The organism is Nocardia brasiliensis NBRC 14402, assembly GCF_000308475.2.
GTDB lineage: Bacteria > Actinomycetota > Actinomycetes > Mycobacteriales > Mycobacteriaceae > Nocardia > Nocardia brasiliensis.
Genome location: NZ_BAFT02000015.1, coordinates 51,655 through 77,015 on the forward strand (window position 1 = coordinate 51,655; position 25,361 = coordinate 77,015).

Annotated in this window: 22 protein-coding genes; 11 read left to right on the forward strand and 11 right to left on the reverse strand. The window is 68.2% G+C overall.

The window, feature by feature from the left end; genetic code table 11:
• The first annotated feature begins 84 nt into the window (after positions 1-84).
• The 3 genes from TY25_RS02615 to TY25_RS02625 are packed head-to-tail and all read left to right on the forward strand — an operon-like array spanning position 85 to position 1,352.
• The gene (locus TY25_RS02615) at positions 85-549 is read left to right on the forward strand and encodes an SRPBCC domain-containing protein (RefSeq protein ID WP_042253820.1); all 465 of its coding nucleotides are present in this window, start codon (positions 85-87) and stop codon (positions 547-549) included.
• A complete protein-coding gene (locus TY25_RS02620; protein ID WP_042253823.1) occupies positions 546-887 on the forward strand; it encodes an ArsR/SmtB family transcription factor in 342 nt (113 codons plus the stop codon). The genes TY25_RS02615 and TY25_RS02620 overlap by 4 nt, the downstream gene beginning before the upstream one ends.
• A gap of 15 nt (positions 888-902) precedes the next feature.
• Positions 903-1,352: an SRPBCC family protein gene (locus tag TY25_RS02625; RefSeq protein ID WP_042253826.1), complete on the forward strand. Its 450-nt coding sequence runs from the start codon at positions 903-905 to the stop codon at positions 1,350-1,352.
• Between the two features lie 3 nt (positions 1,353-1,355).
• Here the strand turns inward: TY25_RS02625 and TY25_RS40285 are convergent, their stop codons facing one another.
• Complete coding sequence (locus tag TY25_RS40285; RefSeq protein ID WP_052382754.1) at positions 1,356-1,850, reverse strand: YfbM family protein; 495 nt, start codon at positions 1,848-1,850, stop codon at positions 1,356-1,358.
• Between the two features lie 700 nt (positions 1,851-2,550).
• Between TY25_RS40285 and yczE the strand changes: the two genes are divergently transcribed.
• Positions 2,551-3,180, forward strand: a complete 630-nt coding sequence (yczE, locus tag TY25_RS02635; RefSeq protein ID WP_042253828.1) for a membrane protein YczE — start codon at positions 2,551-2,553, stop codon at positions 3,178-3,180.
• 166 nt (positions 3,181-3,346) lie between these two features.
• Here the strand turns inward: yczE and TY25_RS02640 are convergent, their stop codons facing one another.
• Both TY25_RS02640 and TY25_RS02645 read right to left on the reverse strand, forming a co-directional pair.
• Positions 3,347-3,760 (reverse strand): hypothetical protein, encoded by a 414-nt coding sequence (locus tag TY25_RS02640; protein ID WP_052382755.1) that lies wholly within the window; start codon positions 3,758-3,760, stop codon positions 3,347-3,349.
• Positions 3,757-4,419, reverse strand: coding sequence for a hypothetical protein (locus TY25_RS02645; RefSeq protein WP_146153973.1), 663 nt, complete (start codon positions 4,417-4,419; stop codon positions 3,757-3,759). The genes TY25_RS02640 and TY25_RS02645 overlap by 4 nt, the downstream gene beginning before the upstream one ends.
• Before the next feature lie 24 nt (positions 4,420-4,443).
• On the opposite strand from TY25_RS02645, the gene TY25_RS02650 reads away from it, so the two are divergent.
• The 3 genes from TY25_RS02650 to TY25_RS02660 all read left to right on the forward strand — a co-directional run bounded on the left by TY25_RS02650 (position 4,444) and on the right by TY25_RS02660 (position 9,797).
• Positions 4,444-5,412, forward strand: coding sequence for an SGNH/GDSL hydrolase family protein (locus TY25_RS02650; protein WP_146153974.1), 969 nt, complete (start codon positions 4,444-4,446; stop codon positions 5,410-5,412).
• A gap of 143 nt (positions 5,413-5,555) precedes the next feature.
• On the forward strand, positions 5,556-7,760 hold the full coding sequence (locus TY25_RS02655; protein WP_042253834.1) for a molybdopterin oxidoreductase family protein: 2,205 nt from the start codon (positions 5,556-5,558) through the stop codon (positions 7,758-7,760).
• A 570-nt stretch (positions 7,761-8,330) separates the two neighbouring features.
• Positions 8,331-9,797 (forward strand): FAD-dependent monooxygenase, encoded by a 1,467-nt coding sequence (locus TY25_RS02660; protein ID WP_256656777.1) that lies wholly within the window; start codon positions 8,331-8,333, stop codon positions 9,795-9,797.
• Between the two features lie 198 nt (positions 9,798-9,995).
• On the opposite strand, the gene TY25_RS02665 is transcribed toward TY25_RS02660, so the two are convergent.
• From TY25_RS02665 to TY25_RS02675, 3 genes are all read right to left on the reverse strand, one after another.
• Complete coding sequence (locus TY25_RS02665) at positions 9,996-10,385, reverse strand: hypothetical protein (protein ID WP_042253837.1); 390 nt, start codon at positions 10,383-10,385, stop codon at positions 9,996-9,998.
• A 360-nt stretch (positions 10,386-10,745) separates the two neighbouring features.
• Positions 10,746-11,297 (reverse strand): TetR/AcrR family transcriptional regulator, encoded by a 552-nt coding sequence (locus tag TY25_RS02670; protein ID WP_014984975.1) that lies wholly within the window; start codon positions 11,295-11,297, stop codon positions 10,746-10,748.
• Positions 11,298-11,962: 665 nt separating this feature from the next.
• Positions 11,963-12,850, reverse strand: coding sequence for an alpha/beta fold hydrolase (locus TY25_RS02675; RefSeq protein WP_042253838.1), 888 nt, complete (start codon positions 12,848-12,850; stop codon positions 11,963-11,965).
• 125 nt (positions 12,851-12,975) lie between these two features.
• On the opposite strand from TY25_RS02675, the gene TY25_RS02680 reads away from it, so the two are divergent.
• Positions 12,976-14,829 (forward strand): Na+/H+ antiporter, encoded by a 1,854-nt coding sequence (locus TY25_RS02680; protein ID WP_042253839.1) that lies wholly within the window; start codon positions 12,976-12,978, stop codon positions 14,827-14,829.
• A 3-nt stretch (positions 14,830-14,832) separates the two neighbouring features.
• On the opposite strand, the gene TY25_RS02685 is transcribed toward TY25_RS02680, so the two are convergent.
• Positions 14,833-15,381 (reverse strand): TetR/AcrR family transcriptional regulator, encoded by a 549-nt coding sequence (locus tag TY25_RS02685; RefSeq protein ID WP_042253840.1) that lies wholly within the window; start codon positions 15,379-15,381, stop codon positions 14,833-14,835.
• Positions 15,382-15,608: 227 nt separating this feature from the next.
• Here TY25_RS02685 and TY25_RS02690 point away from each other — a divergent pair, with 227 nt between their 5' ends.
• Positions 15,609-16,247 (forward strand): TetR family transcriptional regulator, encoded by a 639-nt coding sequence (locus tag TY25_RS02690; RefSeq protein ID WP_042253841.1) that lies wholly within the window; start codon positions 15,609-15,611, stop codon positions 16,245-16,247.
• Positions 16,248-16,256: 9 nt separating this feature from the next.
• The gene (locus TY25_RS02695; RefSeq protein ID WP_042253842.1) at positions 16,257-16,916 is read left to right on the forward strand and encodes an enoyl-CoA hydratase-related protein; all 660 of its coding nucleotides are present in this window, start codon (positions 16,257-16,259) and stop codon (positions 16,914-16,916) included.
• 311 nt (positions 16,917-17,227) lie between these two features.
• Here the strand turns inward: TY25_RS02695 and TY25_RS02700 are convergent, their stop codons facing one another.
• Positions 17,228-18,478, reverse strand: coding sequence for an MFS transporter (locus TY25_RS02700; protein WP_042253843.1), 1,251 nt, complete (start codon positions 18,476-18,478; stop codon positions 17,228-17,230).
• A gap of 11 nt (positions 18,479-18,489) precedes the next feature.
• The gene (locus TY25_RS02705; RefSeq protein WP_042253845.1) at positions 18,490-19,653 is read right to left on the reverse strand and encodes an AI-2E family transporter; all 1,164 of its coding nucleotides are present in this window, start codon (positions 19,651-19,653) and stop codon (positions 18,490-18,492) included.
• Positions 19,654-20,101: 448 nt separating this feature from the next.
• Here TY25_RS02705 and TY25_RS02710 point away from each other — a divergent pair, with 448 nt between their 5' ends.
• A complete protein-coding gene (locus TY25_RS02710; RefSeq protein ID WP_081868632.1) occupies positions 20,102-20,884 on the forward strand; it encodes a crotonase/enoyl-CoA hydratase family protein in 783 nt (260 codons plus the stop codon).
• Between the two features lie 364 nt (positions 20,885-21,248).
• Here TY25_RS02710 and TY25_RS02715 read toward each other — a convergent pair whose 3' ends face one another.
• The gene (locus tag TY25_RS02715; protein ID WP_042253846.1) at positions 21,249-21,968 is read right to left on the reverse strand and encodes a dienelactone hydrolase family protein; all 720 of its coding nucleotides are present in this window, start codon (positions 21,966-21,968) and stop codon (positions 21,249-21,251) included.
• Between the two features lie 386 nt (positions 21,969-22,354).
• Positions 22,355-24,916 (reverse strand): heavy metal translocating P-type ATPase, encoded by a 2,562-nt coding sequence (locus tag TY25_RS02720; protein WP_226887340.1) that lies wholly within the window; start codon positions 24,914-24,916, stop codon positions 22,355-22,357.
• Between the last annotated feature and the right edge of the window lie 445 nt (positions 24,917-25,361).

Below are 25,361 nucleotides of genomic sequence, written 5' to 3' on the forward strand. Positions count from 1 at the left end.
TGTTGTGCAACAAAGTGTTGCGCATTGCGTCGTGTTGAGCTAACGTCACGTGCAACAAAGTGTTGCACATCGAGAGGCTTGGACATGGAGTACGGACGCATCGAACGATCCCTGTACATCGAGGCCACCCCGCAGGTGGTCTACGAGGTGATCAGCAGTCCCGAACATCTGCGCGAGTGGTGGCCCGACGAGGCCTCGCTCGATCCGGCGCCCGGCGCGGTCGGCGAACTCGTGTGGGGGGACCGGAACGCACCGGACGGCTCCGTCGCCCTGCTGACCGTCGTCGACGCGCTGCCGCCCAAGCTGTTCTCGTTCCGCTGGGGACACCCGGCGGACGAGGCTGCCGACGCCGGGAACTCGCTGTTCGTCACCTTCGAACTCAGTCCGTCCGGGACGGGCACCACCGTGCAGATGACCGAGGTCGGGTTCCGCGAAAGGGGTTGGGAGATCGCGGTACTGGAACGCGAATACAACTCCCACATCGAAGGCTGGGAGCTGTTCCTGCCACGCCTCGTGGCGTACGCCGCGAAGGTCGGTGCGGGCCGATGAGCACCGCCGTCGACGACGATCTCTGGTCCGCGATAGGGGATCCGACCCGGCGTCGCATGCTCGACCTGCTGCTCGCCGAGGGCGGCGGCACCGCGACCTCGCTCAGCGAACAGCTGCCCGTGACGCGCCAGGCCGTCGCACGCCACCTCGGCGTTTTGGACCGGGTCGGCCTGGTGCACGGCACGCCGTCCGGCCGCGAGCACCGCTACCACGTCGACGACGCCCAACTAGCCCGCGCGGTCGCCCAGCTCGACGCGGTCGGCTCCGCGTGGGACGCCCGGCTGCAGCGCATCAAGAAGATCGCCGAGGCGATTCAACGCGCCGAAGAGAAGAAGTGAGAGAGGAACTCCGAAATGGTCGACATTCTGCATCGGGTCGGGATCGAATCACCCCTCGACGATGTGTACACGGCACTGACGACGATCGATGGCCTCGCCAACTGGTGGACCACCAACACCCACGGCGACGAAAACGCCGGGGGAGTAATCCGGTTCCGCTTCGGACCCGAAGGCAAGGAAGGGTTCGATATGAAGGTCACCGACCTGCAGCCCGCCGAACGGGTGCGATGGGAGGTCGTCGACGGCCCCGAGGAGTGGGTGGGCACCGAGGTCTCGTTCACCCTCGAACGCGAAGGTGACTACGCGATCGTGCTGTTCCGGCACCAGGGCTGGCGCGAACCCGTCGAGTTCATGCACCATTGCAGCACCAAATGGGCGATGTTCCTGATGAGCCTGAAGAGTTACGTCGAAACCGGAACGGGCACACCGGATCCGCGCGATGTGCGGATCGACAACTGGAACTAGACGCTACTGGTCCACCGTGAAGATGACGGGCCGACCGAGCTGCGCGGCCCGGGTGAAGAAGGTCCTGATGTCGATGAGGTTCGACCAGGTGTAGGCGAAGTCGTCTTCGTCGCGGGCCCCGTCGTAGTCGTCGGGGTTCAAGGCGAAAAAGCGTTCGCGGAACGCTTGTTCGTCCAGCGGCGCCAGTGCCCGCGCGACATCGCCGACCTGTTCGGTCGTGCGAAAGCTGACGAAGTAGCCGTCGCCCGCGTCCAGGCGGGTTCCGCCGAGCACAGCATAGGAGAGTGGGTAGGTGCCGGCGGCGGGATCGAGGGTGCCGTCGGACAGGCAACGATGAATGGCATCCCACGCTTTGTCGCTGGCCACCTGGTCGGCTTCGTCGGCCAGCTCTTCCTCGATTTCCTCGAGCAGCGTCAGGAGATCATCGGGATCGTCCGCGCCGAGCAGGGCTTGCGCCTGTTCCGATGTCAGAGCGAAATGAACACCTAGAGATCCCACCGTGCTGTCCTTCGTGTCGTCCGTCGAGCTGTAGGTGGCACCGTATCCGGTCGCGGGAGAGTGCGGTCGGTGACCGGCTTATGGGTCGGCTGGATCTGTATTAGTTGACATAATGTTGATTATCGGCACGGAAACGGGCGTGCTGGGACTGGGCGTATGTTGTTGGTGTCGGCGATGTTTCATGTGCCGCTCCCGACTGCCCGGGCTTGCCGAGGTCTGCCTGTGGTGTCATGGGCGGCGTCGGCTGTGTCGGTGTTCCCCCGGAACCGCGTATGGCCGATGTAAATATTCCTGCCGTTTGGTGTTTTGGCCGTAAAGTCCTGAAGCGGGCCGAGATTGGGATGTTCGGGCTGCTCCCTGGGATATGCGGGCTGCTCCCCCTGGGTCCACTCGCCTACCTTCGAAACGTCACAGTGACGATTCGAAGGTAGGCGAGTGGACGTATCTTGTTGGGCGGCATGAACTCTGACGGGCTTCGGGTGCGCATCGCCACGGCCTCGCGCGGCCCGCGGTGATACTCGGCATGCTGCGGTGGGTTGCGGTACCAAAACTGTTGGCGTAGTTCGGAGCTGCTGACGCCCCGACTTCTGCGTTCGATGGCGGTGCGCGCACGTGGCCGGACGATTGGTCTCCTGGTGGCAGTCCATCGGTTCATGACTGGCTCTGTTTTGGATGGCCAGTCGTCGGCGATGCTGGGTCGGTGTTGATTCGGCGGTTGGTTGCGTTGTATGTCGGGCTGTGGTTGTACGGGTTCTCGATGGCGGTGATGGTGCGGGCGGGGCTCGGGCTGGATCCGTGGGATGTGTTCCATCAGGGTGTGGCGGGTCATGTGCCGCTCAGTTTCGGTGCGGTGACGGCGATTACCGGTATCGCGGTGCTGCTGGCCTGGATTCCGTTGCGGCAGCGGCCCGGCCTGGGCACGGTGAGTAATGTGGTGGTGATCGCCGTGTCGGTGGATGTGGGCCTGTGGCTGCTGCCGGCGTGGGAGGCGATTCCGGCGCGGGTGGTGGCGATGGGTGCCGCGGTGGTGCTGAATGCCATCGCGACGGTGCTCTACATCGGCGCGGGTATGGGTCCGGGTCCGCGTGATGGACTGATGACTGGACTGGTCCGCCGGACGGGTGTTTCGGTCTGGGTGGTGCGGACTTCGATCGAGGTGACGGTGCTGGCGATCGGCTGGATTCTGGGCGGCAGTGTCGGGATCGGCACGGTGGTGTACGCGTTCGGTATCGGGCCGCTGATCCAACTGATGATTCCGACGGCGAACCGTTTCCTGCCTGGGTTCGAACCCCGGCCTGCCGCCGAGCCCGCACCTGTTGTCCCGGCTTGAACAGCGCTCCCCAGCCTGAACAGCGCGTCAGGCATCCAGGTCGCGACATCGCTGTGGCGGGCATGCCACTCGCCCGAGTTGTTGATCATGCTCCGTGCGCGCGTCTCCGCGAGCGACCGACTCCCCTGCCGTTATTTCCGCAACACCTTGAAGCGTTCGAAAAACGTCACTGTGACGATAGTGGCGCCAACGGATCGTCCTGCACCACGGGTCGCGACGGCCGCCACCGCAACAACCGAATAATGCCGACCAGCGCGATCGCGATGAGGCTGTGCAGCACCCACAGCGCGATCCAGGGCCGCAGGAAACCGACTTCGGTGTATTGCCCTCGTTCGCCGACGCAGTACATGGAGTAGTTCGTGCTCTGCCCTTCGGAATCGTGGTAGGTGTCGGAGACGACGATCGGTTCGGTGAACGGTTCGGCGCAGAACAGCGGCGCGGTGAGTTCTGCTTCGCCGGGCCAGATGGCAATGGGCAGTACGCATCCCAGTATCGCGGTGCCGGTGAGGATGGCGGCGAGGGTGGCGAGGATTTTCGGGGCGCGTCGCGGGATGTGGTCTTCGGGGTGTGCGTCGCTCATGCCTGTCGCATTCGTAGCATGTTTCCGGCCTGGTCGAATTGGGCGATCATGGTGGTGCGGGCCGAGGCGACGTTGACGGTCATGATGATTTCGGTGCCGATGCGGTTGACCACGATGGCCGAGACGTAGCCGCCGTCGACCTGGGTTCGGGTGACCGCGGTGTCGATGATCTGTTCCAGGGCGCGCAGGCCTGAAACGTCTCGGACGGCGAAGGATTCGGCGTCGAGGTCGTCGAGGGCGGAGACGTGCACGGGGTCGGGTCCGTGCAGGGTGCCGTTGGCGTAGGTGTAGTCGTCCTGCTGTTCGGGGTGGCCGGGGACGCGGATGCGCATGCGCACGGCGGTGTCTTGGCCGGCGAGGTTGTGGTGGTCGTTGAAGTAGCGGCTGAGCTGGGGTGGCTGGTCGATCGTGGTGAGCCGGAATTGGCTGGAGTCGGGGGTGGTGAACAGGATGACGGAGGCCTGGAGGTCGTCGACGCCGAGGCGTCGGTGCAGGGCGTCGAAGGCTGCGGCGGGCAGGGCCGAGACGAGTCCGCCGCCGCGGGTGCGCAGGGTGCGTTCGAAGTCGGCGCGGTCGACCGCGCCGATGCAGCCGGTGGTGGTGGCGGCGATCAGGAGCGCTCCGAGTGCGGCCGGCAGGCGGGAGCGGCGCGTTGGCATGGTCTGCATCGTATAGCGCTGGGGTTGCTCGAGATTGATGTTAGGTTGCAGCTGGGCTGGACGACCGTCCAGCACGGTGTGATTCGGGTCGGGCGGTCTGGAGGCGTGGTGCGCGGTACAGCGCGGATGGTATTGGCGTGTGCGGCTGTGGGAATGATCGTGCCGCTCGGTGGCGGGCCGGTCGCGTCGGCGGCGCCGGCGTTCGGTGAGTATGTGGCATTGGGTGATTCGTGGGCGGCGGACGCGTCGTTGAGTCAGCCGACCGACGAGTTCGTCCCGCTGGGTTGCGGGCAGAGTCGGCGCAGTTACGCCAAGCAGGTGGCGGCGGCGTTGTCGGTGCCGGTGTTCAAGGACGCGACGTGCGGCGCGGCGAAGACGACGAATATGACTGCGGCGCAGAGCGTTCCGATGGGGGTCAATCCCCCGCAGTTCGATCGGCTGAGCGCGTCGACGGATCTGGTGACGCTCGGGATCGGTGGCAACGACGCGGGTTTGGCGGCGACGGTGCAGAACTGTCTGACCTCCGATCCGGCGGTGTCGCCGTGTCTGGATTCGCTGGTCTCCGGTGGGGTGGATCGGATGTCGGTGAACATCGCGGCGGCCGAGCGGACCGTGACGGGCGCGGTGGAAGGGATCCGGGCGCGTGCGCCGCGGGCGCGGATTCTGTTGCTGGACTACTTCGCCGGCGTGCGGACCGGTGCGGGGTGTTTTCCGCTGGTGCCGATCTCGGATGGGGACGCGGATTGGCTGGGCCGCAAGCTGATCGAGTTGAATGCGATGCTGGCGCGGGTGGCGCGGGCGACCGAGGTCGAGCTGGTGGACACCTACAGCACCAGTGCCGGCCATGATGCCTGCCAGCCGCCCGGTACCCGCTGGGTGGAGGGGCTGATCCCGCTCTCGACCGATCCGCCGGGGCTCGCGGTGCCGTTCCATCCCAATCAGCTCGGCGCCGATCATCAGGCGCGCAGCGTGCTCGCGGCTTTGGTCGATTGATCACCAGGTGATGGTGGCGGCATCGGCCGAGAGCCCGCCGCCACCATCACCTGGTGATCGCCTGTCCGGGATCCTCCCGCAGAACGTAGAGCTGCCTACGGTTGGTTGATAGCCTGTTGGGAACCGGCAGAAGGTGAAAACCGATGGGTGCTACCACGATCGCGCGGCAGTGCACGCTGTGCGAGGCGCATTGCGGAATTCTGGTCACCACCGAGAACGAGCGGGTGATCCGGATCGAGGGCAATCCCGACGACGTGCTGTCCCAGGGGTATATCTGCCCGAAGGCCACCGCGATGGGCGGGCTGCATCACGACCCCGATCGGCTGCGGACGCCGGTGAAGCGGGTGGGTTCGCGTTTCGAGCCGATCGGGTGGGACGAGGCGTTCCGCGAGATCGGGCAGCGGCTGCGCGCGGTGCGGCACGAGTACGGGCCCAGCGCGATCGGTATGTACCTGGGTAATCCGGCCGCGCACAGTTCCTCGGTGATCTACGGGGCACTGTTGCGGGCGGTGCTGCTGACCAGGAATTTCTATTCGGCGTCCTCGATCGACCAGTTCCCGCAGGAGTTCGTGGCGTGGCGGATGTTCGGGTCGAATGTGCTGATGCCGGTGGTCGATATCGATCGGACCGATCGGCTGGTGATTCTGGGGGCCAATCCGGCGGTGTCGAACGGGTCGATCACCACGATGCCCAATGCCAAACAGCGGATCAGGGACGTGCGCCGGCGCGGCGGTCGGGTGGTGGTCATCGATCCGCGCCGGACCGAGACCGCGCGCCTGGCCGACCAGCATGTGGCGATCAGTCCCGGCGGGGACGTGTACCTGCTGCTGGCGATGCTGCACGTGCTGGTGACCGAGAACCTGTGTGACGAGCAGGCGATTCGCGCCCAGTGCACCGGATGGGACGAGCTGCGGGCGCTGGTCGGGGCGGCGTCGCCGGAGCTGCTGGCGGCGCACGCCGGTGTCGACGCCGACGTCATCCGTGAATTGGCGCGGGCGCACGCGGCCGCGAGTTCGGCGGTGCTGTACGCGCGGATCGGGGTCTGTCAGCAGGTGACGGGCACGCTCACGCACTGGCTGGTGAACGCGATCAACGCGGTGACCGGGAACCTGGACCGGGCAGGTGGGCAGATGTTCGCCAAGCCGCCGATCGATGCGGCGCGGTTCGCGAAATATCTGCCGATGGGTTACGGGGCATGGACCGACCGCTCCGGCACCTACAAGTCGTTCCGCACCGAGTTGCCCGTCGCGGCGCTGGCCGACGAAATCCGCACCGAGGGCCGCGGGCGGATTCGGGCGATGATCACCTATGCGGGCAATCCGGTGTTGTCGACGCCGCAGCGCGGCCGGTTGGGTGCGGCGCTGGATTCGCTGGATTTCTATGTCGCGGTGGACATGTACGTGACCGAGACGACCAGGCATGCCGATATCATCCTGCCGCCGATCTCGCCGCTGGAACGTGAGGACGTCAACATCCTGTTCCCGGTGTTCAGCGTGCGCAACAACCTGCGTTACGACGCGCGGGTGTTCGAGCCGCCCGCCGAGGGGCTGGAAGATTGGCAGATCCTGGCGCGGATGATCACCGAGTTGGTGCCCTTGCCCGCGCGCCGGTTCACCGGGCAGGTGCTCAATGGTGTGCTGGGTCAGGTCAGTCCGTTGCGGATCGCGACCGTCGGTGTCGCGACGGGACCGTACGGGGTGTTGCGGCGAGGGCGCAAAGGGTTGACCGTCGGGAAGGCTAGAGCGGCGGCGGGCGGGATCGATCTGGGTCCGTTGACGCCGCGGTTGCGGGCGTTGATCGGGACGAAGGACCGCAAGGTGCGGCTCGCGCCCGCCGATTTCGTCGCCGCGGCACTGCAGGTGCTGACCGATGCCCAGCGCGGTCACTCGCTGACCACCCCGACCGACGGCTACGACCTCAAACTGATCGGGCGCCGGCATCTGCGCAGCAACAACTCCTGGCTGCACAACGTCCCCGCGATGGTGAAGGGCCGCGACCGCTGCACCGCGCTCATGCATCCCGACGACGCGACCGCACGCGGCCTGACCGACGGTGTGCCGGTCACCGTCAGCTCACCCACGGGTTCGATCGTGGTCCCGCTCGAGGTCAGCGACGACATCCGCGCAGGCACGATCGCCATCCCGCACGGCTGGGGGCACGGTGAACCCGGCGTCGGCTGGACGGTAGCGGCGTCCTCCCCCGGCGCCAACGTGAACCTCCTGCACGACCCCGCCCTCACCGACCCCTTCTCCGGAACCTCCGCCGTCAACAACACCTGGGTCACCGTCACCGCCGCAACCCCGTCCCCGGTCGCCGCCGCGTCGGTGGACGTCGCGTCGACTGTGTGATCCGGGGCAGGGTTGCCGCAGTAACCGGCATCGGTGTCTCGATTCCGGGCCGGGTTCGCGGTGGCGCTGGTTCGCGGCGGGCGGGGCCGCTTGGCTCTACCCGGCACCCCGCGACCTGAAGCGGAACCCGACGGCACCGCGAACGAGATGGTCGACAGGCACTCGACCTCTTGGGATTGTTGGCACTACCTGTGACCTCGACTCGATACTCGTGCCGTCGCTCGTCAACGGCCTGTAAGTAGCCGAGCAGTGCGCGTTCGGGTTCTTTGCAAAACCTGTTGGCGAACCACAGCGGCCACTGTTACCTTTCCGGAGGCCGTGCAAGAGACCGAGGAGGTGGTACCAGTGAACGCAGTATCGACACGGGTGCTCCCCTTGTGGGTCATGGTCGGGCGGTAGGCCGTCCGGGAGCGCCGTTCACCAGCACTCCCGAAAGGCACTATCGTGCAATTCAATTCCGAAAACCGCTGCGGCGACGACAACGTTCTCGAGCGCGATGTCAGTGCCGGTGATGTCTCCGGCCGTCGGCCGCCGTCCCCCGACACCGATCGCACGCCCCCCTCGTTCGACGTGATCATCGCCGGATGCGGACCAACTGGTGCGATGCTGGCCGCCGAACTGCGTCTGCACGGTGTGCGGGTACTCGTTCTGGAGAAGGAAACCGAGCCTGCGTCGTTCGTGCGCATAGTCAGCCTGCACATGCGCAGTCTCGAGCTGATGGCGATGCGCGGTCTACTGGATCGCATTCTCGACTACGGAAGGCGGCGTCCGGTCGGCGGCATCTTCGCCGCGATTCCCAAGCCTGCGCCCGACGGCCTGGATTCCGCGTACGCGTATCTGCTGGGCATCCAGCAGCCGGTCATCGTTCGCCTGCTCGAAGAACACGCGATCACGCTGGGTGCGCAGGTCCGGCGCGGTTGCGCGGTGGCCGGTTTCGAGCAGGACGATGACGGCGTGACCGTCGAGCCGGCCGACGGTGAGCCGCTGCGTGCGCGTTACCTCGTCGGCTGTGACGGCGCGCGCAGCGCGGTGCGCAAACTGCTCGGCGTCGGCTTCCCCGGCGAGCCCGCACAGAACGACACGCTGATGGGCGAGATGGAAGTGGCTGTGCCGCAGCAGGAGATCGCCGCCAAGGCAGCCGAGATCTATCGAACCAACAAGCGATTCAGTCTCCGGCCCGTGGGCGATCGGACCTACAGCGTTGTCGTCCCCGCTGCGGGAGTCAGTGATCCCGCGGTGCCGCCCACCCTCGAGGACTTCAAACAACAGCTGCGCGCCATTGCCGGAACCGATTTCGGCGTGCACTCCCCGCGCGGGTTGTCCCGCTTCGGCGATGCCACTCGGCTGGCCGAGCGCTATCGGGTCGAGCGTGTGCTGCTGGCCGGCGATGCCGCGCACATCCATCCGCCTGCCGGCGGTCACGGCCTGAACCTGGGCATTCAGGACGCGTTCAACCTGGGCTGGAAACTGGCCGCACAGATCCGCGGCTGGGCGCCGGAAACACTGCTGGACACCTACCATGCTGAACGTCATCCGGTCGCCGAGGACGTGCTGGACAACACTCGCGCCCAGATGGAACTGCACGCCACCGAACCAGGCCCGCAGGCGGTGCGCAGGCTGCTCACCGAATTGATGGACTTCGACGAGGTGAACCGCTATCTGATCGAGAAGATCACCGCGACCGGCATACGCTACGACTTCGGCGAGGGCCCCGACCTGCTCGGCCGCCGCCTGGCCGACATCGACCTGAAACAGGGCCGCCTCTACAGTCTGCTGCACCGCGGCCGCGGCCTGCTGCTGGACCGCACCGAACGCCTGACCGTCGGCGGTTGGTCGAACCGGGTCGACTACCTCGCAGATCCCGTTGCGGCACTTGATGTTCCGTGCGTCCTGCTACGCCCCGACGGTCATGTCGCCTGGTTCGGAGACGATCAGCAGGAGCTGGACGACTGTCTGTCGCGCTGGTTCGGCGAACCTGCCATTGAGTTCACATCCGGGCAGCCGACTGCCTGCGAGGAGGATCGAACAGGCGGGTAGGAACTGGCCATCGGAAAGCAGCTGGGCCGGCTCGGCCGCTCCCGCGAGCGTCTGATCGAGCTGTCCGACGCGCTGCAGGCGCGCGGCGTGGATCTGGTGGTCCTCGACAGGGAATCGGCACTTCCACCGCAGTCGACGGCAAGCGCGGCTACACCGTCGACTGCTGCGCCCGCAGCGCGAAAGGAACTGTGGGGCAGTTCAATTGACGGTCAGGACCGTTACTCGGTAGCCGAGGCGGATTTCGCGGCCGATGTGGGCGGCGCCGCTGAGGTAGAGCCAGCGGTCGGTGCCACCGCGGGGGTCGGAGACGTAGGCGGCTCGGACGTATTCGACGCCGAACGGGAAGTCGCCGGAGGTGGAGGTGGCGATGCCGGTCATCAGGTGCGCTTCGGCGAGCAGTCGCGGTTCCGGGGTGCCCTCGGGTAGTGCGGGCGCGGTCGGGACGAAGAAACCGAACTGTTCGGGCGGAGCGCCGGAGCCTTGCACGAGCATGCCGGTGACGAACAATCGCGCTATTCCGGTGTGTAGCAGGCATTCCGGGGTCAACGGCAAGGGTGGAGTCGGCCGCAGCTCGAGTTGGAACGCCATGCGCCGAACTCTACGGTCACCACCGTCCTGTGTCCCTGCGACGACATCACCGTCGCGTCGCGATCAGCACACGAAACAACCGCACCACTTCTCGGGATCCGCACGGGCCGCCAGAGCTACTTGGGGTGGTAGATGTTGGTCTGTTGATCAGGAGGCAATGGTGGCGTTGTCCTCTCGACCGATGCCGCCACCAATTCCCCCTGATCAACAGACCAACACCGCGTCACAGAGCTCGCGCACCGAGGGTCGGCGCGGCGCGCGGCAAGTCGCTGTGCGAGGTGTCGACAACCTCTGTGAGAAACCTGCGCTACGCCGCCGTCGGCGAGCTGTGGGGGCGGGCTGCGACGACTGCGGCGGTCGTCAACTGCTGGGGCGGGCTGCGACGAGTAGATCGTGTAGTTCCTGAACGATGTCGTCGAGGGGGGTCAGGGTGCGGCGGGCTCGGCTCAGGGCGATCGCGCCTTCGAACGAGGTGACGGTGAGGGTGGCGAGGCGGGCGGCGCGCGCCTGCGGGATGCCGTCGCGGACGAGCATGCCGGCGAGGGCGCGTTGCCAGCGGTCGAAGGAGTCGGCGGCGGCGCGCGCGAATTCGGGGGCCTCGTCGTTGGTTTCGACGGCGACCGCGAATACCGGGCAGCCGGCGCGGAAGTCGCTGTCGAGCAGGGTGCGCCGCCACATGTCGGCGAACTGTTCGAGGGCGGAGGTGGGGTCGTGTTCGAGGGTGAGGCGTTCGATGTACTCGGACATGAACGTGCCCGCCGCCACCACCGCGTCGTTGATCAGCTCGGTGCGTCCGCCGGGGAAATGGTGGTACACCGATCCGCGCGGGGCGCCTGTGCTGGCGAGCACCCGATCCACACTGGTCGCGCTGGCCCCGCGTACCCGCAGCGAGTCGATCGCCCCCTCGACCATCCGGCGTCGCGCATCCCCCGGACGCGGACGAACGGAACCTTCACCTCGAGCTCGGCGTGTCGCTGCCATACCGCCATGTTATGGGACGTGCCATAGACCCGGCACATCCCCAGCCCCAGACGCATGCACCGCGCGTTCCGCTGGACGCACGAGGTGTGCTCCACAGCGAGCCCCGATCAGCCACAGGTGCGCCGCGGTGCTGAGGTCGGGAGTGCGGCCCGCCCCGACGGCACTGCCTGCGCCTCTACCTCCAGTGGCCGGCGCTGCGGGCCCGTTGTCGTACCGGCACCTCGGGCCCGTGCCACTCTGTCGTGCTCCGGGTGCGTAGCGGGGCAGACCTGTGGCGAGACACTGCCTCGATCAGGCGGGACGTTGTGCGGGACAAGAAGCGCTCGCCCGCGACCGTGAATCAGGCATGGTAGGCCATCGGCTGCAGTGGTGATCGTCGCGCGGCGACCGCGCCTCGGCCAGGGCTACAAGTGCTCCGCCGGAAACGCTGGTCTGCCTTCACACAGAACAGCTCCGACAGGCACTGCCTGCCGCATTGCATCCAGTGCTCGACGGCGTGGGTACGACTGACACCGCGCCCGCCGGGCCAAGGATCGCGCTGCCGGAACATCCCGGCGCCCGCTTGCACACACGCGTCGGCGAATCCCGCCCCTCGCCTACTTCGTCGCGTGGGTGTGGAAGTCGAGGAAGGCGTTGAGGGTGTCGGTGGGGGCTTCCAGTTGCGGGTAGTGGCCGACCTCGAGTTCGACGATGTCGGGGTTGGGGATGAGTTCGCGGTAGCGGCGGGCCATGTGGGCGCCGGAGACGGGGTCGCGCAGGCCGTCGATGAGCCGGATCGGGACCGGGGTGTCGCGCAGTGCGCCGACCCAGCGTTCCCGGTATTTGCGCCGCTCGCCCATGTAGCGGATCAGCTTGTGCCCGTTGCGTTTACCGTGCCGGCTACACCACAGCAGCCAGAATTGGTTCATTTCTTCTTCGCTGGGCCGGGTGTCGGGGCCGAACACCGCGGCCAGGCTGGCGGTGAAGACGCGTTCGGTGCCGAAGATTCCGGCCAGCGGTCCGAGTGGTCCGGCGAGCAGGCGTTGCGCGGGACGGGCCCGGTGGGTTTCGGGGAACAGTCCACCGTTGAGCAGGCACACCGAGGCGATGAGCAGCGATTCGTCGCCGGCGGCGCGGCGTTCGGCATCGCGGGCCAGTAGTTCCTGGGTGACGGTGTCGCCGTAGTCGTGGGCCAGGATGTGGAAGCGGTCGATCCCCTGCTCCCGGAGCAGGGCTTCGTGCAGATCGGCCTGGTCGGCGATCGTGTAGGTGTAGTTGAGCGGTTTGGCCGACCAGCCGAAGCCGATCATGTCCGGTGCGAGCACCCGGGTGAACCGGTCGCACAGTCCGGGCCAGAGCCGATGCCAGTCCCAGGACGCGGTCGGGAAACCGTGGATGCAGAGCAGTGTGCCGTCGGCTCCCGAGCCGCCGTCGCGATAGAAGATCTGGTGACCGCGGTGGGTGAACCGTCGGCCGTTGGCCCGCCAGAACGCGAATTCCTCCATGCCTACCTCCCTGTCGCCGACAAGCATGGACCCTCGACCGGCCCGGCACAGGAAATCCGTCGACACCGGACACGTCATCTACCGCGGGCGAGGTTGCCGCACATGCGCTCTGCGAGAATGCCACGGTGCATGTCGCGATCGGCTTGGTGGTTCTGGTGGCGTCGGCGGCGGCGTTGGCGGCGCTGGCGCGCCGGTTCGGCTTGTCCGAACCGCTGGTGCTGACGCTGGCCGGGGTGGCGGCGTCGTATCTGCCGTTCGTGCCCGAGATCCATCCCGATCCGGAGATCATCCTGCTGGGTCTGCTGCCGCCGCTGCTGTACACGGCCGCGATCCGGACCTCGCTGGTGGATTTCCGCGCGAACGTGCGGGCGATCGTGTCGCTGTCGGTGGGGTTGGTGCTGTTCACGACGTTCGCGGTCGCGGCGGTGGTGTGGTGGCTGCTGCCGGTGCCGTTCGCGGTGGCGGTGGCGGTGGGTGCGGTGGTCGCGCCGCCGGACGCGGTGGCCGCGACCGCGGTGGCCCGCCGGATCGGGATGCCGCGCCAGATCGTCACCATCCTCGAATCGGAGTCGCTGTTCAACGACGCGACCGCGCTGGTGGCGTTGCGGACCGCGATCGCGGCGTCGGCGGGCGCGGTGTCGGTGTGGACCGCGGGCGGTGATTTCCTGCTCGCGGCTGGTGGTGGCGCCGCGGTGGGTGTGGCGGTCGCGTATCTGCTCGCGCTGCTGCGCCGCCGGATCAGCGACCCGGTGCTGGACACGACGCTGTCGTTCCTCGCGCCCTTCGCCGCCTATCTGCCCGCCGAGGGGATCCACGCCTCCGGGGTGATCGCGGTGGTCACCTGCGGGATGATCCTCGGTCATGGTGCGCCGGTGTGGCAGAGCGCGGCGTCGCGGATCGCCGAGCGCACCAATTGGCGCACCATCCAGTTCATTCTGGAGAGTTCGGTGTTCGTCATCATCGGTTTGCAGGTGCGCGCGATCCTGGAAGGGGCGTGGAGCAGCGGGCTCGATCACCGCACCCTGGTGCTCACCGCGGTGGCGGTGCTGGTGACGGTGATGCTGGCGCGACCGCTGTGGATCTTCCCGTGGTCGTTGCTCGTGCGCCGGCTCGGGCGTTCGGGCACTGTGCCGCTGGAACATTCGACGGTCGTGTCCTGGGCGGGCATGCGCGGTGTGGTCACTCTCGCCGCGGTGCTGTTGCTGCCCGAGGACACCCCGCAACTGCCGGTGCTGAAGTTGCTGGCCTTGGTGGTCGTCGCGGGCACCCTGCTGATGCAGGGTACGTCGCTGCCGTGGCTGGTGCGCCTGATCCGGCTGCGCGGTCCCAGCCGCGCCGAGGACGCGCTGCGCAAGGCGAGCCTGCTCCAGCAAGCCACCTCCGCGGGACTGGCCGCCCTCGACAACGCGATCACCCCCGACACACCGCCGGGGGTCGTGCAGCAACTACGTGACCGGGTGGCGTGGAAGGCCAACGCCGCGTGGGAGCGGCTGGGGCGCGCGGAATCCGAATCGGTCACCCCCACCGCCGAATATCGCCGGCTGCGGTTGGCGATGCTCGCCGCGGAACGGGAAACCGTGCTGCGCGTACGGGATTCGGGCGGCCTCGACTACGAGATCCTGCAACACGTGCTGGCCCGGCTCGACCTCGAGGAATCGATGATCGACCGCTACGACGAAGCCGACGACGACCGCGTCGAACCCCTCGCCGTCCCGATGGCGGACAGTTGCGCGCATCTGCGGGCCGCGCCGCTGGTGATGAACCCCGACGAGCCCGACGAATGCGCCGAATGTCTCGCCGAAGGCCTGAGCTGGGTGCACTTGCGAATGTGTTTGGCGTGCGGGCACATCGCCTGTTGTGACTCCTCGGAGGGCAATCACGCGACCAAGCACTACGCCGGCAGCGGGCATCCGGTGATGCGCAGCGTGGAACCCGGGGAGGCGTGGCGCTGGTGCTACGTCGACGAGCTGCTGGGTTAGGTGTCAGCGGCGTGCGTGCGAATAGATCAGCCGCGCGTACTCGGCGAGCAGCTTGTCCAGCGAGACGTCCTCGCCGCCCGCGGCGATCTGCTGGTAACCGATCAGCATGGACATGCCGAGCGAGGTGACGGTGGCGGCGGTCTCCTCGTCCCCGACGACGCCCATGATCGCCTTGTGCACGGTGCGCCTGCGGCATTCGTCGACACGCTTGAGCGCCAGGTTCACCGATTCGTCGTTGGCGGCCCAGGCGCGGATCGCGGCCTCCGCGGCGTGATGCAGGCCCGCGGCCAGATCCGACATCGCGCGGATGTCGTCGTCGGGGTTGCCCTGGTTGAATTTCAGCGTGCGCAGGATCAGTACCTGCCGGTTCTCCCAGTGCTCGAGCAGCGCATCCACGAAACCCTGCCAGCTGCCGAAATGGTGGTAGAACGACCCGCTGGTGACCCCGAGCCGGCGGCACAGCACACCGATGTTGAGACCCTTGAACCCCAGTTCGGCGAGCACCTCCAGAGCGCTGTCGAAGTACTGCTCCTTGGTGACCACACGTGACATGCCGGGCGCCGTTCTGTTCGTTCGGGCAAGGGTGGGAGGACCGAACAGTACCCCATGGCCGGGTCGGCGCGTACGCCGATATCCGAAGGACGGAACGGGTCATTTCAGCGACCCGCGGTAGCTGTTACCGTGCGAAATATGTAGTGCGCGTGGGTAATCGGCGCATGCGGTCGGATGGTGGGACCGCCGGCCGAGTAACAGAGCGAACGCTCTGTTATGATGAACGCGTGCCCCGCCCCCGGACCCACGACCCCGACGCCGTGCTCGACGCCACGGAGTCGCTGGTGGTGCGCTCGGGTCCGGCCGCGGTCACCACCCGGGCGGTCGCGGCGGCCACCGGGATGTCCAACGGCGCGATCTATCACACCTTCGGTTCGCGCGCGGAACTGCTCGCGCGCACCTGGTTACGTGCCGCGCGCCGATTCCAGAACCTGCAAACCGGCCTGGTCGACGCGGCGCTCGACAGCGCGACACCCGACGCGGTCGAAGCGGTCCTGGCCGCCGCCGAAGCGCCGCTGGTCTTCGCCGGACAGTTCCCGACCTCGGCGCGACTGCTGCTGATCGTCCCCCGCGACGAACTGCTCGGTGCGGCCCCCGAGACCGTCGGCGCCGAACTCGCCGCCACCGACAAGGCGCTGGTGGATCTGCTCATCCGGCTGACCCGTCACCTCTGGGACCGGCGCGACCGCCAAGCCGTCGACGTGCTCACCCTGTGCCTGGTCGACCTGCCCACCGCGATCCTGCTGCGCCGCGACCGCCTCACCAATCCCATTGCCCGCGAACAACTTCGAGCGGCGGTCCAGGCCGTGCTCGCGATCGGCCCGCCGTCCGGTGCCACCGACCATCCGGTAACCCGCAACAGTTAGGAACCCTCGATGCCGAGCCTGAGCTACCACGACAAGATCGCAGTCCTCGATCTGGGCGACAACGAGAACCGTTTCTCCCCGGAGTTTCTCGACGAGGTGAACACCCACATCGACGCCGCCCTCGACGCCGACGCGCAAGGACTGGTCACCACGGCCGGCGGGAAGTTCTACTCCAACGGCCTGGACCTGGACTGGTTGGGTGCCAACAGCGATCGTGGCGACTGGTATGTGGCGCAGGTGCAGGCGCTGTTCACCCGGGTGCTCACCCTGCCCGTGCCGACCGCCGCCGCGCTGCCCGGGCACGCCTTCGGCGCCGGCGCCATGCTCGCCATCGCCCACGACTACCGGGCCATGCGCGCCGACCGCGGCTACTTCTGCTTCCCCGAAGCCGATATCCGCATCCCGTTCACCCCGGGCATGGCCGCGCTCATCCAAGCCAAGCTCACCCCCAAGGCCGTGATCGCCTCGATGACCACCGGCCGCCGCTTCGGCGGCACCGAGGCCCTCGCCTACGACATCGTCGACGCCACCGCCGCCGAGGGCGCGGTCACCGATGCCGCCCTGGCGATGCTCGCTCCCCTGGGCGGCAAAGATCGCGGCACCCTCACCGCCATCAAGACCACCATGTTCGGCCCCGCCATCGCCGCCCTCGCCGCGGGCCGCGCCTGAGCCCGGCACCGGTTCGAGGGTGTCGCGCCCTCGAACCGGATCGGACAGCACGACAACGCCGCCGTGACGAGGGCGAGTCGCCGCCTGTCCGGTGTGGAACCTCCTGTGCACCAACGGGGCTCGGTACGAACCGGCTGGCGCGGGGCGGGTTGTCGACGGAATCGAGTGAGCCGGGCGGTGATGCGGCTTTCGGCCGACGATCTCAACAGGCGGGCCCCAGGCACAGAACCTGGCGCTGCTGGACGAGGCCGGCGCGCGGCCAGGCGCAGCACTCGGTGTCGGTGCAGGAACCCGGGCGCACCGCCTGTCGCTCACTCCTCGGCCGGCAGCTGGTCCCTCGCCACACGAGCGGCAGCGATGCAGCGGTCCGCGAGTGTGCGCCAGGCCAGCAGCGTGAACACCACCGCGCAGGCAAGCCCCAGCCACAGGGGCGCGGCGAGACCGAACCGGCCGGCCAGCACTCCGCCCAGCGCCGCACCGAGGAACAATCCGCCGGCCCCGACGAGTCGATACGCACTGTGCACCCGCCCGAGCAACGCCGGCGGCACGAGCGACTGACGCAGCGAGGCACCGATGGTGGAGAACACCGACAGGTGCACGGCGAAGGGCACGAGGATGGCGACGGCGACGACGACACTATGCGTCGACGCCATCCCGGCATAGGCCGCGATCTCGATGAGCAACCCCACCCGCAACGTCGTGCCCGGCCCGAGCGCCGCAATGATCCGCGGCGCGGTCAAGCCACCGCAGACACCGCCGAGCGCGGCAGCGACGAGCAGCACCGCATAGCCGGTCGCGCCGACCCCCAAACGTTCCTGCGCGATCAGGACCAGCAGCGAAAAGATCGCGCCGAGACCGATATTGGACAGTCCCACGGTGAGCGTGAGGGTGCGGACCAGGCGATGCCGCCACAGCCAGCGCGCCCCGTCGGCGACCGCGGCAGTGAGCCGAGGCCGATCGGTTGCGTGCCCGCGTCGACCGACGGTCGCCGGTAGTGTGCCCGCCAGCACGGCGACCGCGACCAAGCCCACCGTGTCGACGACGAACGGTGTCCACGCGGTGATGCCGAACAACACGACACCGAGCGGACGCGCGAGCACCTGTTCGATGACCGCACGGGTCGCCTGCATGCGACCGTTGGCGCGATCTAGGTGTGCGGGTGCGACCACTGCGGGAATCGCGGTGACCGAAGCGTTGTCGAAGACCAGGCCCGCGCAGCCCACCACGAAAAAGGCCGCATAGAGCAGCGGCAGTCCCGCATGACCGGTCGCGACCGCGACGCTGACAATGCCGAGCACGCCGATGCGGACGATCGTCGCGACGGTCATCAGCCGCCGTCGATCGAACCGGTCCACCAGCACGCCGCTGGGCAGACCGAACACCAGGAACGGCGTCACCTGCGCGATCATCAGTCCCGACACCGCTACCGGGTCACGGGTGATCGACACCGCCAGCAGGGTGGCGCCGATCTGGGTCACCCCGTCGCCGAAGCTCGAAATCGTTGCCGCCGACCACAATCGGGCGAAGCCCGGACCGAGGCGGTCGGCGTGCGTCGGGTTCACGTCAGCGGAGGTTACTCGGGTGCGGGTTGGACCTCGTCGCCGGATTCGGGGGGTGCGGTGGTGACCACGTCGATCTGCTCACCGATGTAGCGGACCACGACGGCGACGATCGCGGCGACCGGTACGGCGAGGAACGCGCCGACGATCCCGTACAGCGACCCGCCCGCCGTCACCGCGAGCAGCACCACCACCGCATGCAACTGCATACTGCGACTCTGCAGCACCGGTTGCAGCACATTGCCTTCCAGTTGCTGCACCGCGAGCACGATGGCAAGCACGATCAACGCCGTGGTCAAGCCGTTGCCGACCAACGCGACGAGCACCGCCAGCGCACCCGCGACGAACGCGCCCACGATCGGCACGAACCCACCGATGAACGTGATCACCGCCAGCACCAAAGCCAGCGGCACCCCCAGGATCACCAGACCGGCGCCGATGAACACCGCGTCGATCAAGCTGACCAGCGCCTGCGTGCGAATGAATCCGCCGAGGGTCACCCACACCCGGTTCAGCACCTCTTCGACGTGGCGTCCGCTGCGGCTGCCGAGCACGGCATGCAACCAGGGCAGCAGGCGCGGCCCGTCCTTGACGAAGAAGAACGCCAGCACCAGCACCAGGAACAGGGTGATCAGGGCCGAGGTCGCGGTGCTCACGCCGGTGAACACCCCGGTCGCGATCTGCTCGGCGCTCGACTGCAACCGGGACACGATCGCGTCGACCGCCGAACTGAGCTGTTCGTCGCGGATGCGCAGCGGCGGGCCCTGCAACCAGTCGCGCACCTTGTTCACACCCGCGGTGGATTTGTCGGCCAGCTCCGGTGCCTGATCCACCACCGAGGGCACGATCAGCGCGACCACACCGGCCAGGGCGGCGATGAAACCGACGACGGTGATCGTCGCCGCCAAACCCGGCTTCAAACCGTGCTCGACCAGCCAGCGCGTCGGCGGCCACAGCACCGTGGCGACCACGATCGCCAACGCGACCGGCAGGATGACCACCCACAGTTTCCCGATCAGATACAGCAGCACCCAGCTGCCCGCCGCGATCGCGACGATGCACAGCGCCCACTTCGCGAGCCACAGCAGACCCGACCCGATCACCTCACCGCGATCCCTGCCCGCACCCCGACCGCGGTCCGCGGGGTTCTGCTCCGCCGTTTCCTTCGGCTCACTCATGCCTGCGCCTCACTGCTCCTCGACTCCAGCACCGGTACGCCTTTGCTCGACGCTCCCCGTCATGCGGCCACCGGCCCCGCCGGACGTTGCCGCCCGAACAGTGCCGACGCTCGATCACGGGCACAGTCTCGCACGGCACCACACGTCCGACGCGTCCACAACGCGCCGGAAAACCGGTAGGAGCCCGTCACACTCGGCGGTACTGTGCACGATCGCCGCGCCCTCGGACTCGCCGAAGCGCAGCAGGGCGCCTCGAACTGGTCAAGTGATCACGAGGAACTGGTGGCGGCATCGGCCGAGAGGCTCCCGCCACCAGTTCCTCGTGATCATCTGACCAGCACGCGTGGAACGTCCCCCGCGACGAAACTAGGGCCCGCTCATCGGGATCCGGGGCGGTCTAGGTGGATGCGCCCGGTAGGTTCGGGTGATCGACTTCGAAGGAGGGCCCTTGTCCGCCGCCGCCACCCTGGAACGCCGGGGCCATATCGCCGTCATCACTTTGAACCGTCCCGAGGCGATGAACGCGGTGAACGCCGCACTGTCCCGCGCCGTCGGCGCCGCACTCGAGGAACTGGCCACCGACGCGCACCTGCGGGTCGGGGTGATCACCGGCGCCGGGCGCGCCTTCTGCGCGGGCGCCGACCTCAAGGAGATCGCGCGCGGCAACGCCATCCACGATCCCGACCACCCCGAATACGGATTCGCCGGGCTGGTCCAGCATTTCGTGGACAAGCCGCTCATCGCCGCCGTCAACGGGTTCGCCCTCGGCGGCGGCACCGAGATCGTGCTGGCCAGCGATCTCGCGGTGATGAGCGAAGACGCCTCGCTCGGACTGCCCGAGGTGACCCGCGGCTTGATCGCCGCGGCCGGTGGTGTGCTGCGGCTGCCGCGCGCCATCCCGCCCAAGATCGCGCTCGAGATCGCCCTGACCGGCAGTCCGATCGACGCCGCGAGCGCCGCGCACTGGGGACTGGTCAACCGGGTCGTGCCCGCCGGCCAAGTGCTGCCCGCCGCACTCGCCCTCGCCGAGACCATCGCCGCCAACGCGCCGCTCTCGGTCCGGGCGACAAAGCGAATCATGCACCGCGTCAACGACTTCGGCTCCGACTGGGACGACCCCATCTGGCAGATGAGCGCCGCCGAAGCCGCCCCGATCTTCACCAGCAAGGACTTCCTCGAAGGCCCGCGCGCGTTCGCCGAGAAGCGGGCTCCCCGATGGACAGGCGAGTAGTCCGCGTTGACCGCGCGCGGGGTGCGCTCGTTGCACGTGACCCACGGTCGCCGGGCGCGAGTACGGTGACGGCGGGACTGCCTCGCCGCAGACCGCGTATCGGCCTTCGCGCTGATCGGTTTTCACCGCCGCCGCTGCGTTCCGGCTCACCAGGAGGGACAACGGTCAGATCAGGGTCGTCCGCACCGAGCAAGGCTTCCGACAGCGCGGGGAGCAGCGCCTGCACCAGCCAGAAAGGTGTCTCGAGGTCCAGGTCGGTCGACACGGCCCCGCAACGATCGGGTCGGCGTTACCCCCGCCGGTGCAGGACCGGTCAGCCGCGCGGGTTCGGTGCGCAACTCATCCGGCAAAACGTTTGTTGACCCTACGAGGATTCGGCGACCGGGGGTTCGTCGGCGGACAGGTGGGTGTCGAAGAAGGCGAAGATGCGCTGCCACGCGTCGCGGGTGGCGTCCTCGTTGTAGCCCAGGCCGGTGACGCGCAGGACCGGGTCGGCCGCGGTCAGGTTGGCGAAGGCGTGGGTGACGCCCGGATAGACCTTGATGTCGTGCTCGACACCGAACTCGGTCAGGGTCTGTTCCAGTTTGGCGGGTTTGCCGATCAACACGGGATCGCGCTGCCCGAAGCTGGCCACCACCGGGCAGGCGCCGTCGAGCACGGACCGGTAGTCGGCGAACAGCGACGGATAGAACGGCGCCGACGCATCGAAACCCTTGGGCGCCACCAGCAACGCGAACCCGCCACCCATACAGAATCCGACGACGGCGGTGCGCCCGGTGCAGTCCGGTTGGGCGACGAGGTGATCGCGCGCGGCCAGCACATCACGCACGGCCGGTCCGTCGCCGGTGGACACCAGCGCCCGATAAATCGAGCGCACGCACCGCACTCGGCCGCGGGAGAACAAGTTCGGCGCGACCGCCAGATACCCGTAGTCGGCGAGCATGCGCATCGTCCGCCGCAGATCGGCGCTGAACCCCACCGCATCGTGGATCACCACGACCCCGGGCCACGGGCCCTGTCCCGACGGCCGCGCGATCATCGCCTCCAGCCGTCCATCGGGGGTGGTGAGTTCAATCGTGTCCATGACCACCGAATCTAGGCGAGTGTCTCAGACATGTACAGGGCGGTTTGTCCGTGCACGGAGTGGTCAATTGATCGTCAGGCGGTGGCGGCGCGGACCACGAGCCATGACTTCAGGCGCCAGGGAGCCGGTGCACAGACTGCCGCGCACTTCTCGTCACCCCGCGCGCATGTCGGTCGGCTGACACGCGCGCGGGGTGACGAGAAGTGCGCGGGCGTGCGTAGTCGGTGGCGGCGTCGCGTACTCGACCGGTTCCGCGCACCACCAGCCGGGTGCTGCGGGCGAAGCGGTGGCGCACTGACGACCGAGGACGCACTGGTGATCGGGTGGATCGGCCGACGGCATGGGTACCGCCGCTGCACGTTACCGCCCGCACGGTTCGCGGCTGATCAGTGGTGGGCAGGGTGCTCGTCCGCTGCGGGGGCGGCATCGGTGGGGCGCTGCCCCGGCAGCCGAAGTCGCTCGAGCGACACCGCGTTCAACGCCACGATGATGCTGGAACCCGACATCGACATGGCGGCGATCTCCGGCCGCAGCGTGAACCCGAACGCCGGAACGAACACGCCCGCCGCGATCGGCAGCGCGATCGTGTTGTAGCCGACCGCCCACGCCAGATTCTGGTGCATCTTGCGCAAGGTGCCGCGTCCGATACGCAGAGCGGTCGGCACATCCAGCGGATCCGAACGCATCAGCACCAGGTCGGCGGTCTCGATCGCGACGTCGGTGCCCGCGCCGATCGCGATCCCCAGATCGGCACCCGCCAGCGCGGGCGCGTCGTTCACCCCGTCGCCGACCATCGCGACCTTGCGGCCCCCGCGTTGCAGCTCGGCGATCTTCGCCGCCTTGTCGCCGGGCAGCACCTCCGCGATCACCGTGTCGATGCCGAGCCCGGCCGCGATCCGCTCCGCCGTCGCCCGGTTGTCGCCGGTCAACATCACCACCTCGACACCGAGGTCGTGCAGTTCGGCGACTGCGGCTGCCGAGGACTCCCGCGGCGCGTCCGCCAGTCCGATCGCCGCCGCCGCGACCCCGTCGATCGCGACCAGCACCGCGGTGTGCCCCGAGGCGGCGAGCTGACCACGGTGCGCGCCAAGGGAACCCAGCTCGATGCCGTCCCGCTCGAACAAGCGCCGGTTCCCCACGGCCACCCGGTGCCCGTCGACCTCGGCCACCGCGCCGTGACCGGGCACGTTCTCGAACTTGTTCGCCGACAACCGGACCCCGCCCTCGGCGTGCCGCACGATCGCGGCGGCCAGCGGATGCTCGGATTCCCGCTCCACCGCCGCGACCAGGGGCAGCACCTGATCGGCGGTGAAACCGTCGGCCGTACGCACCTCGGTGACCTCGGGTTCGCCCTTGGTCAGCGTGCCGGTCTTGTCGAACACCACCGTCTGGATCCGTGCGGCCGCCTCGAGCGCGAGCGCGTTCTTGAACAGCACACCGCGTTTCGCGCCCAAACCGGTGCCGACCATGATCGCGGTCGGCGTCGCCAAACCCAGCGCGTCCGGGCAGGTGATCACCACCACCGTGATCGCGAACAGCATCGCCTTCGCGAACGACGCGCCGGCCAGCAGCCACACCGTCAACGTCAACGCGCCACCGGCCAACGCGACGAGCACCAACCAGAACGCCGCCCGATCCGCCAGCTTCTGGCCCGGCGCCTTCGAATTCTGCGCCTGCTGAACGAGTTCCACGATCTGCGCCAGCGCCGTCTCCGCGCCGACCTTCGTGGCCGCCACCCGCAGCGTGCCGTTGGTGTTCAACGATCCGCCGATCACCGCGGCGCCCGGCTCCTTGTGCACCGGCAAGCTTTCCCCGGTCACCATCGACTCGTCGACATCGCTGTCGCCCTCGCGAACCACCCCGTCCACCGCGATCTTCGCACCCGGACGCACCAGCAGCAGATCACCCACCACCACGTCGGCGGTCGGCACCTCCACCGGCACGCCGTCCCGGATCACCTCCGCCCTGGGCGGGGCCAGATCCAGCAGCGTCCGGACCGCGTCGTTGGCGCCGCCGCGGGCCCGCATCTCGAACCAATGTCCCAGCAGCACAAAGGTTGCCAGCATCGTCGACGCCTCGTAGAACACCTCACCGCCGCCGGTCAGCGTGATCGCCAGCGAATACAGCCAGCCTGCCCCGACCCCCACCGCGACCAGCACCATCATGTCCAACGTGCGCGCCCGCAACGCCGCCACCGCACCGGTGAAGAAGATCGCCGACGAATAGAAGATCACCGGCACACTCAGCACCAGCGCCCACACGTCCTGCCGCAACCCGAACGGCACCGGAAGATGCACCCCGAACATGTCGGTGGCCATCGGCGACCACAACATCACCGACACCGAGAACACCGCCGCCACCACGAACCGATTCCGCATATCGGCCGCCATATCCGCCATGGACATCCCCGCATGCCCGGCGTGACCACCGTGCGCGGCGTGATCGCCATGCGCCGCGTGATCGCTGTGGCGACCTCGCGCCGTCAGCCCGCCGTGACCGGCGTGCGTAGTCGGCTCGCCACGAGCAGTGTGCTCGGCGTGCGTGACGTGATCGGTGGCGGCCTCGCCGTACGGGCCGTCGAGCGGCACGGACACATCGCGCTCGCTGGCGGGGGGCCGAGGTTCAGCGTGGTTTCCGGTGGGTTCGCCGTGTGCGGGCGGGTCGGCCGGTTCGAGGAGGGGGTCGCAGAGGTGGGTGGGGACCGAGCGGCCTGCGCAGTGGTAGCCGCAGTCGCGGATCCAGTGGGCCAGTTCGGAGACCGAGGTGCGTGCCGGGTCGTAGGTGACGGTGGCGGTGTGGGCGGCCGGGTTGGCGGCGACGTCGAGCACGCCGGGCCTGCGCCGCAGCACGGCGGTGACGACATTGGCTTGACTGGCCCAGCGCACCTCGCGCACATCCAGCACCACCGTGCGGTGTCGGGTCGTCCCGCGCTGCAGGTCGTCGTTCACGTAGCTCACTCCTCGTGTCGCCCCAGGCCGGATCGCCCCACCGACAATATACCCCTACGGGGTAGGTGTCTATCCGGCGCGCCCGGCGATCGCCCGGAACAGACCACCCGGACGGCCGAGTGCACCGCCACGCCCCGGCCACAGCTCGCTGCTGACCTTCGCCGGACGAGCACGTGGCTTCCCGGTAACGCGCCAGAGCTCGGTTGCTGCGGCATCCAGTACATCCACCTGCTGCGCGCTGTCCTGATCCTCGTCGGCGTGGGCACGGCTCGCCGAACTACGTCGATACGGGCCTCGGGGGCGATCGGAGCTTCTTCCGGGTCCGAGCAGGCAGTTCGGGGGCCGACGCCCACGCGATCGGGCGGAACTTCCAGGGCCGGCAAGGGTAAGTCCCATGCGGGCAGTGGCGAGGGCTGGGACCGCGCGTCCAGGGACCGACCCAGCC

Excerpts from the sequence above, each read along its gene's own strand:
- TY25_RS02615 (WP_042253820.1), top strand. The coding sequence starts at position 85 with ATGGAGTACGGACGCATCGAACGATCCCTGTACATCGAGGCCACCCCG.
- TY25_RS02620 (WP_042253823.1), top strand. The coding sequence starts at position 546 with ATGAGCACCGCCGTCGACGACGATCTCTGGTCCGCGATAGGGGATCCG.
- TY25_RS02625 (WP_042253826.1), top strand. The coding sequence starts at position 903 with ATGGTCGACATTCTGCATCGGGTCGGGATCGAATCACCCCTCGACGAT.
- TY25_RS02640 (WP_052382755.1), bottom strand. The coding sequence starts at position 3,760 with ATGAGCGACGCACACCCCGAAGACCACATCCCGCGACGCGCCCCGAAA.
- TY25_RS02645 (WP_146153973.1), bottom strand. The coding sequence starts at position 4,419 with ATGCCAACGCGCCGCTCCCGCCTGCCGGCCGCACTCGGAGCGCTCCTG.
- TY25_RS02655 (WP_042253834.1), top strand. The coding sequence starts at position 5,556 with ATGGGTGCTACCACGATCGCGCGGCAGTGCACGCTGTGCGAGGCGCAT.
- TY25_RS02665 (WP_042253837.1), bottom strand. The coding sequence starts at position 10,385 with ATGGCGTTCCAACTCGAGCTGCGGCCGACTCCACCCTTGCCGTTGACC.
- TY25_RS02670 (WP_014984975.1), bottom strand. The coding sequence starts at position 11,297 with ATGGTCGAGGGGGCGATCGACTCGCTGCGGGTACGCGGGGCCAGCGCG.
- TY25_RS02675 (WP_042253838.1), bottom strand. The coding sequence starts at position 12,850 with ATGGAGGAATTCGCGTTCTGGCGGGCCAACGGCCGACGGTTCACCCAC.
- TY25_RS02685 (WP_042253840.1), bottom strand. The coding sequence starts at position 15,381 with ATGTCACGTGTGGTCACCAAGGAGCAGTACTTCGACAGCGCTCTGGAG.
- TY25_RS02695 (WP_042253842.1), top strand. The coding sequence starts at position 16,257 with ATGCCGAGCCTGAGCTACCACGACAAGATCGCAGTCCTCGATCTGGGC.
- TY25_RS02705 (WP_042253845.1), bottom strand. The coding sequence starts at position 19,653 with ATGAGTGAGCCGAAGGAAACGGCGGAGCAGAACCCCGCGGACCGCGGT.
- TY25_RS02715 (WP_042253846.1), bottom strand. The coding sequence starts at position 21,968 with ATGGACACGATTGAACTCACCACCCCCGATGGACGGCTGGAGGCGATG.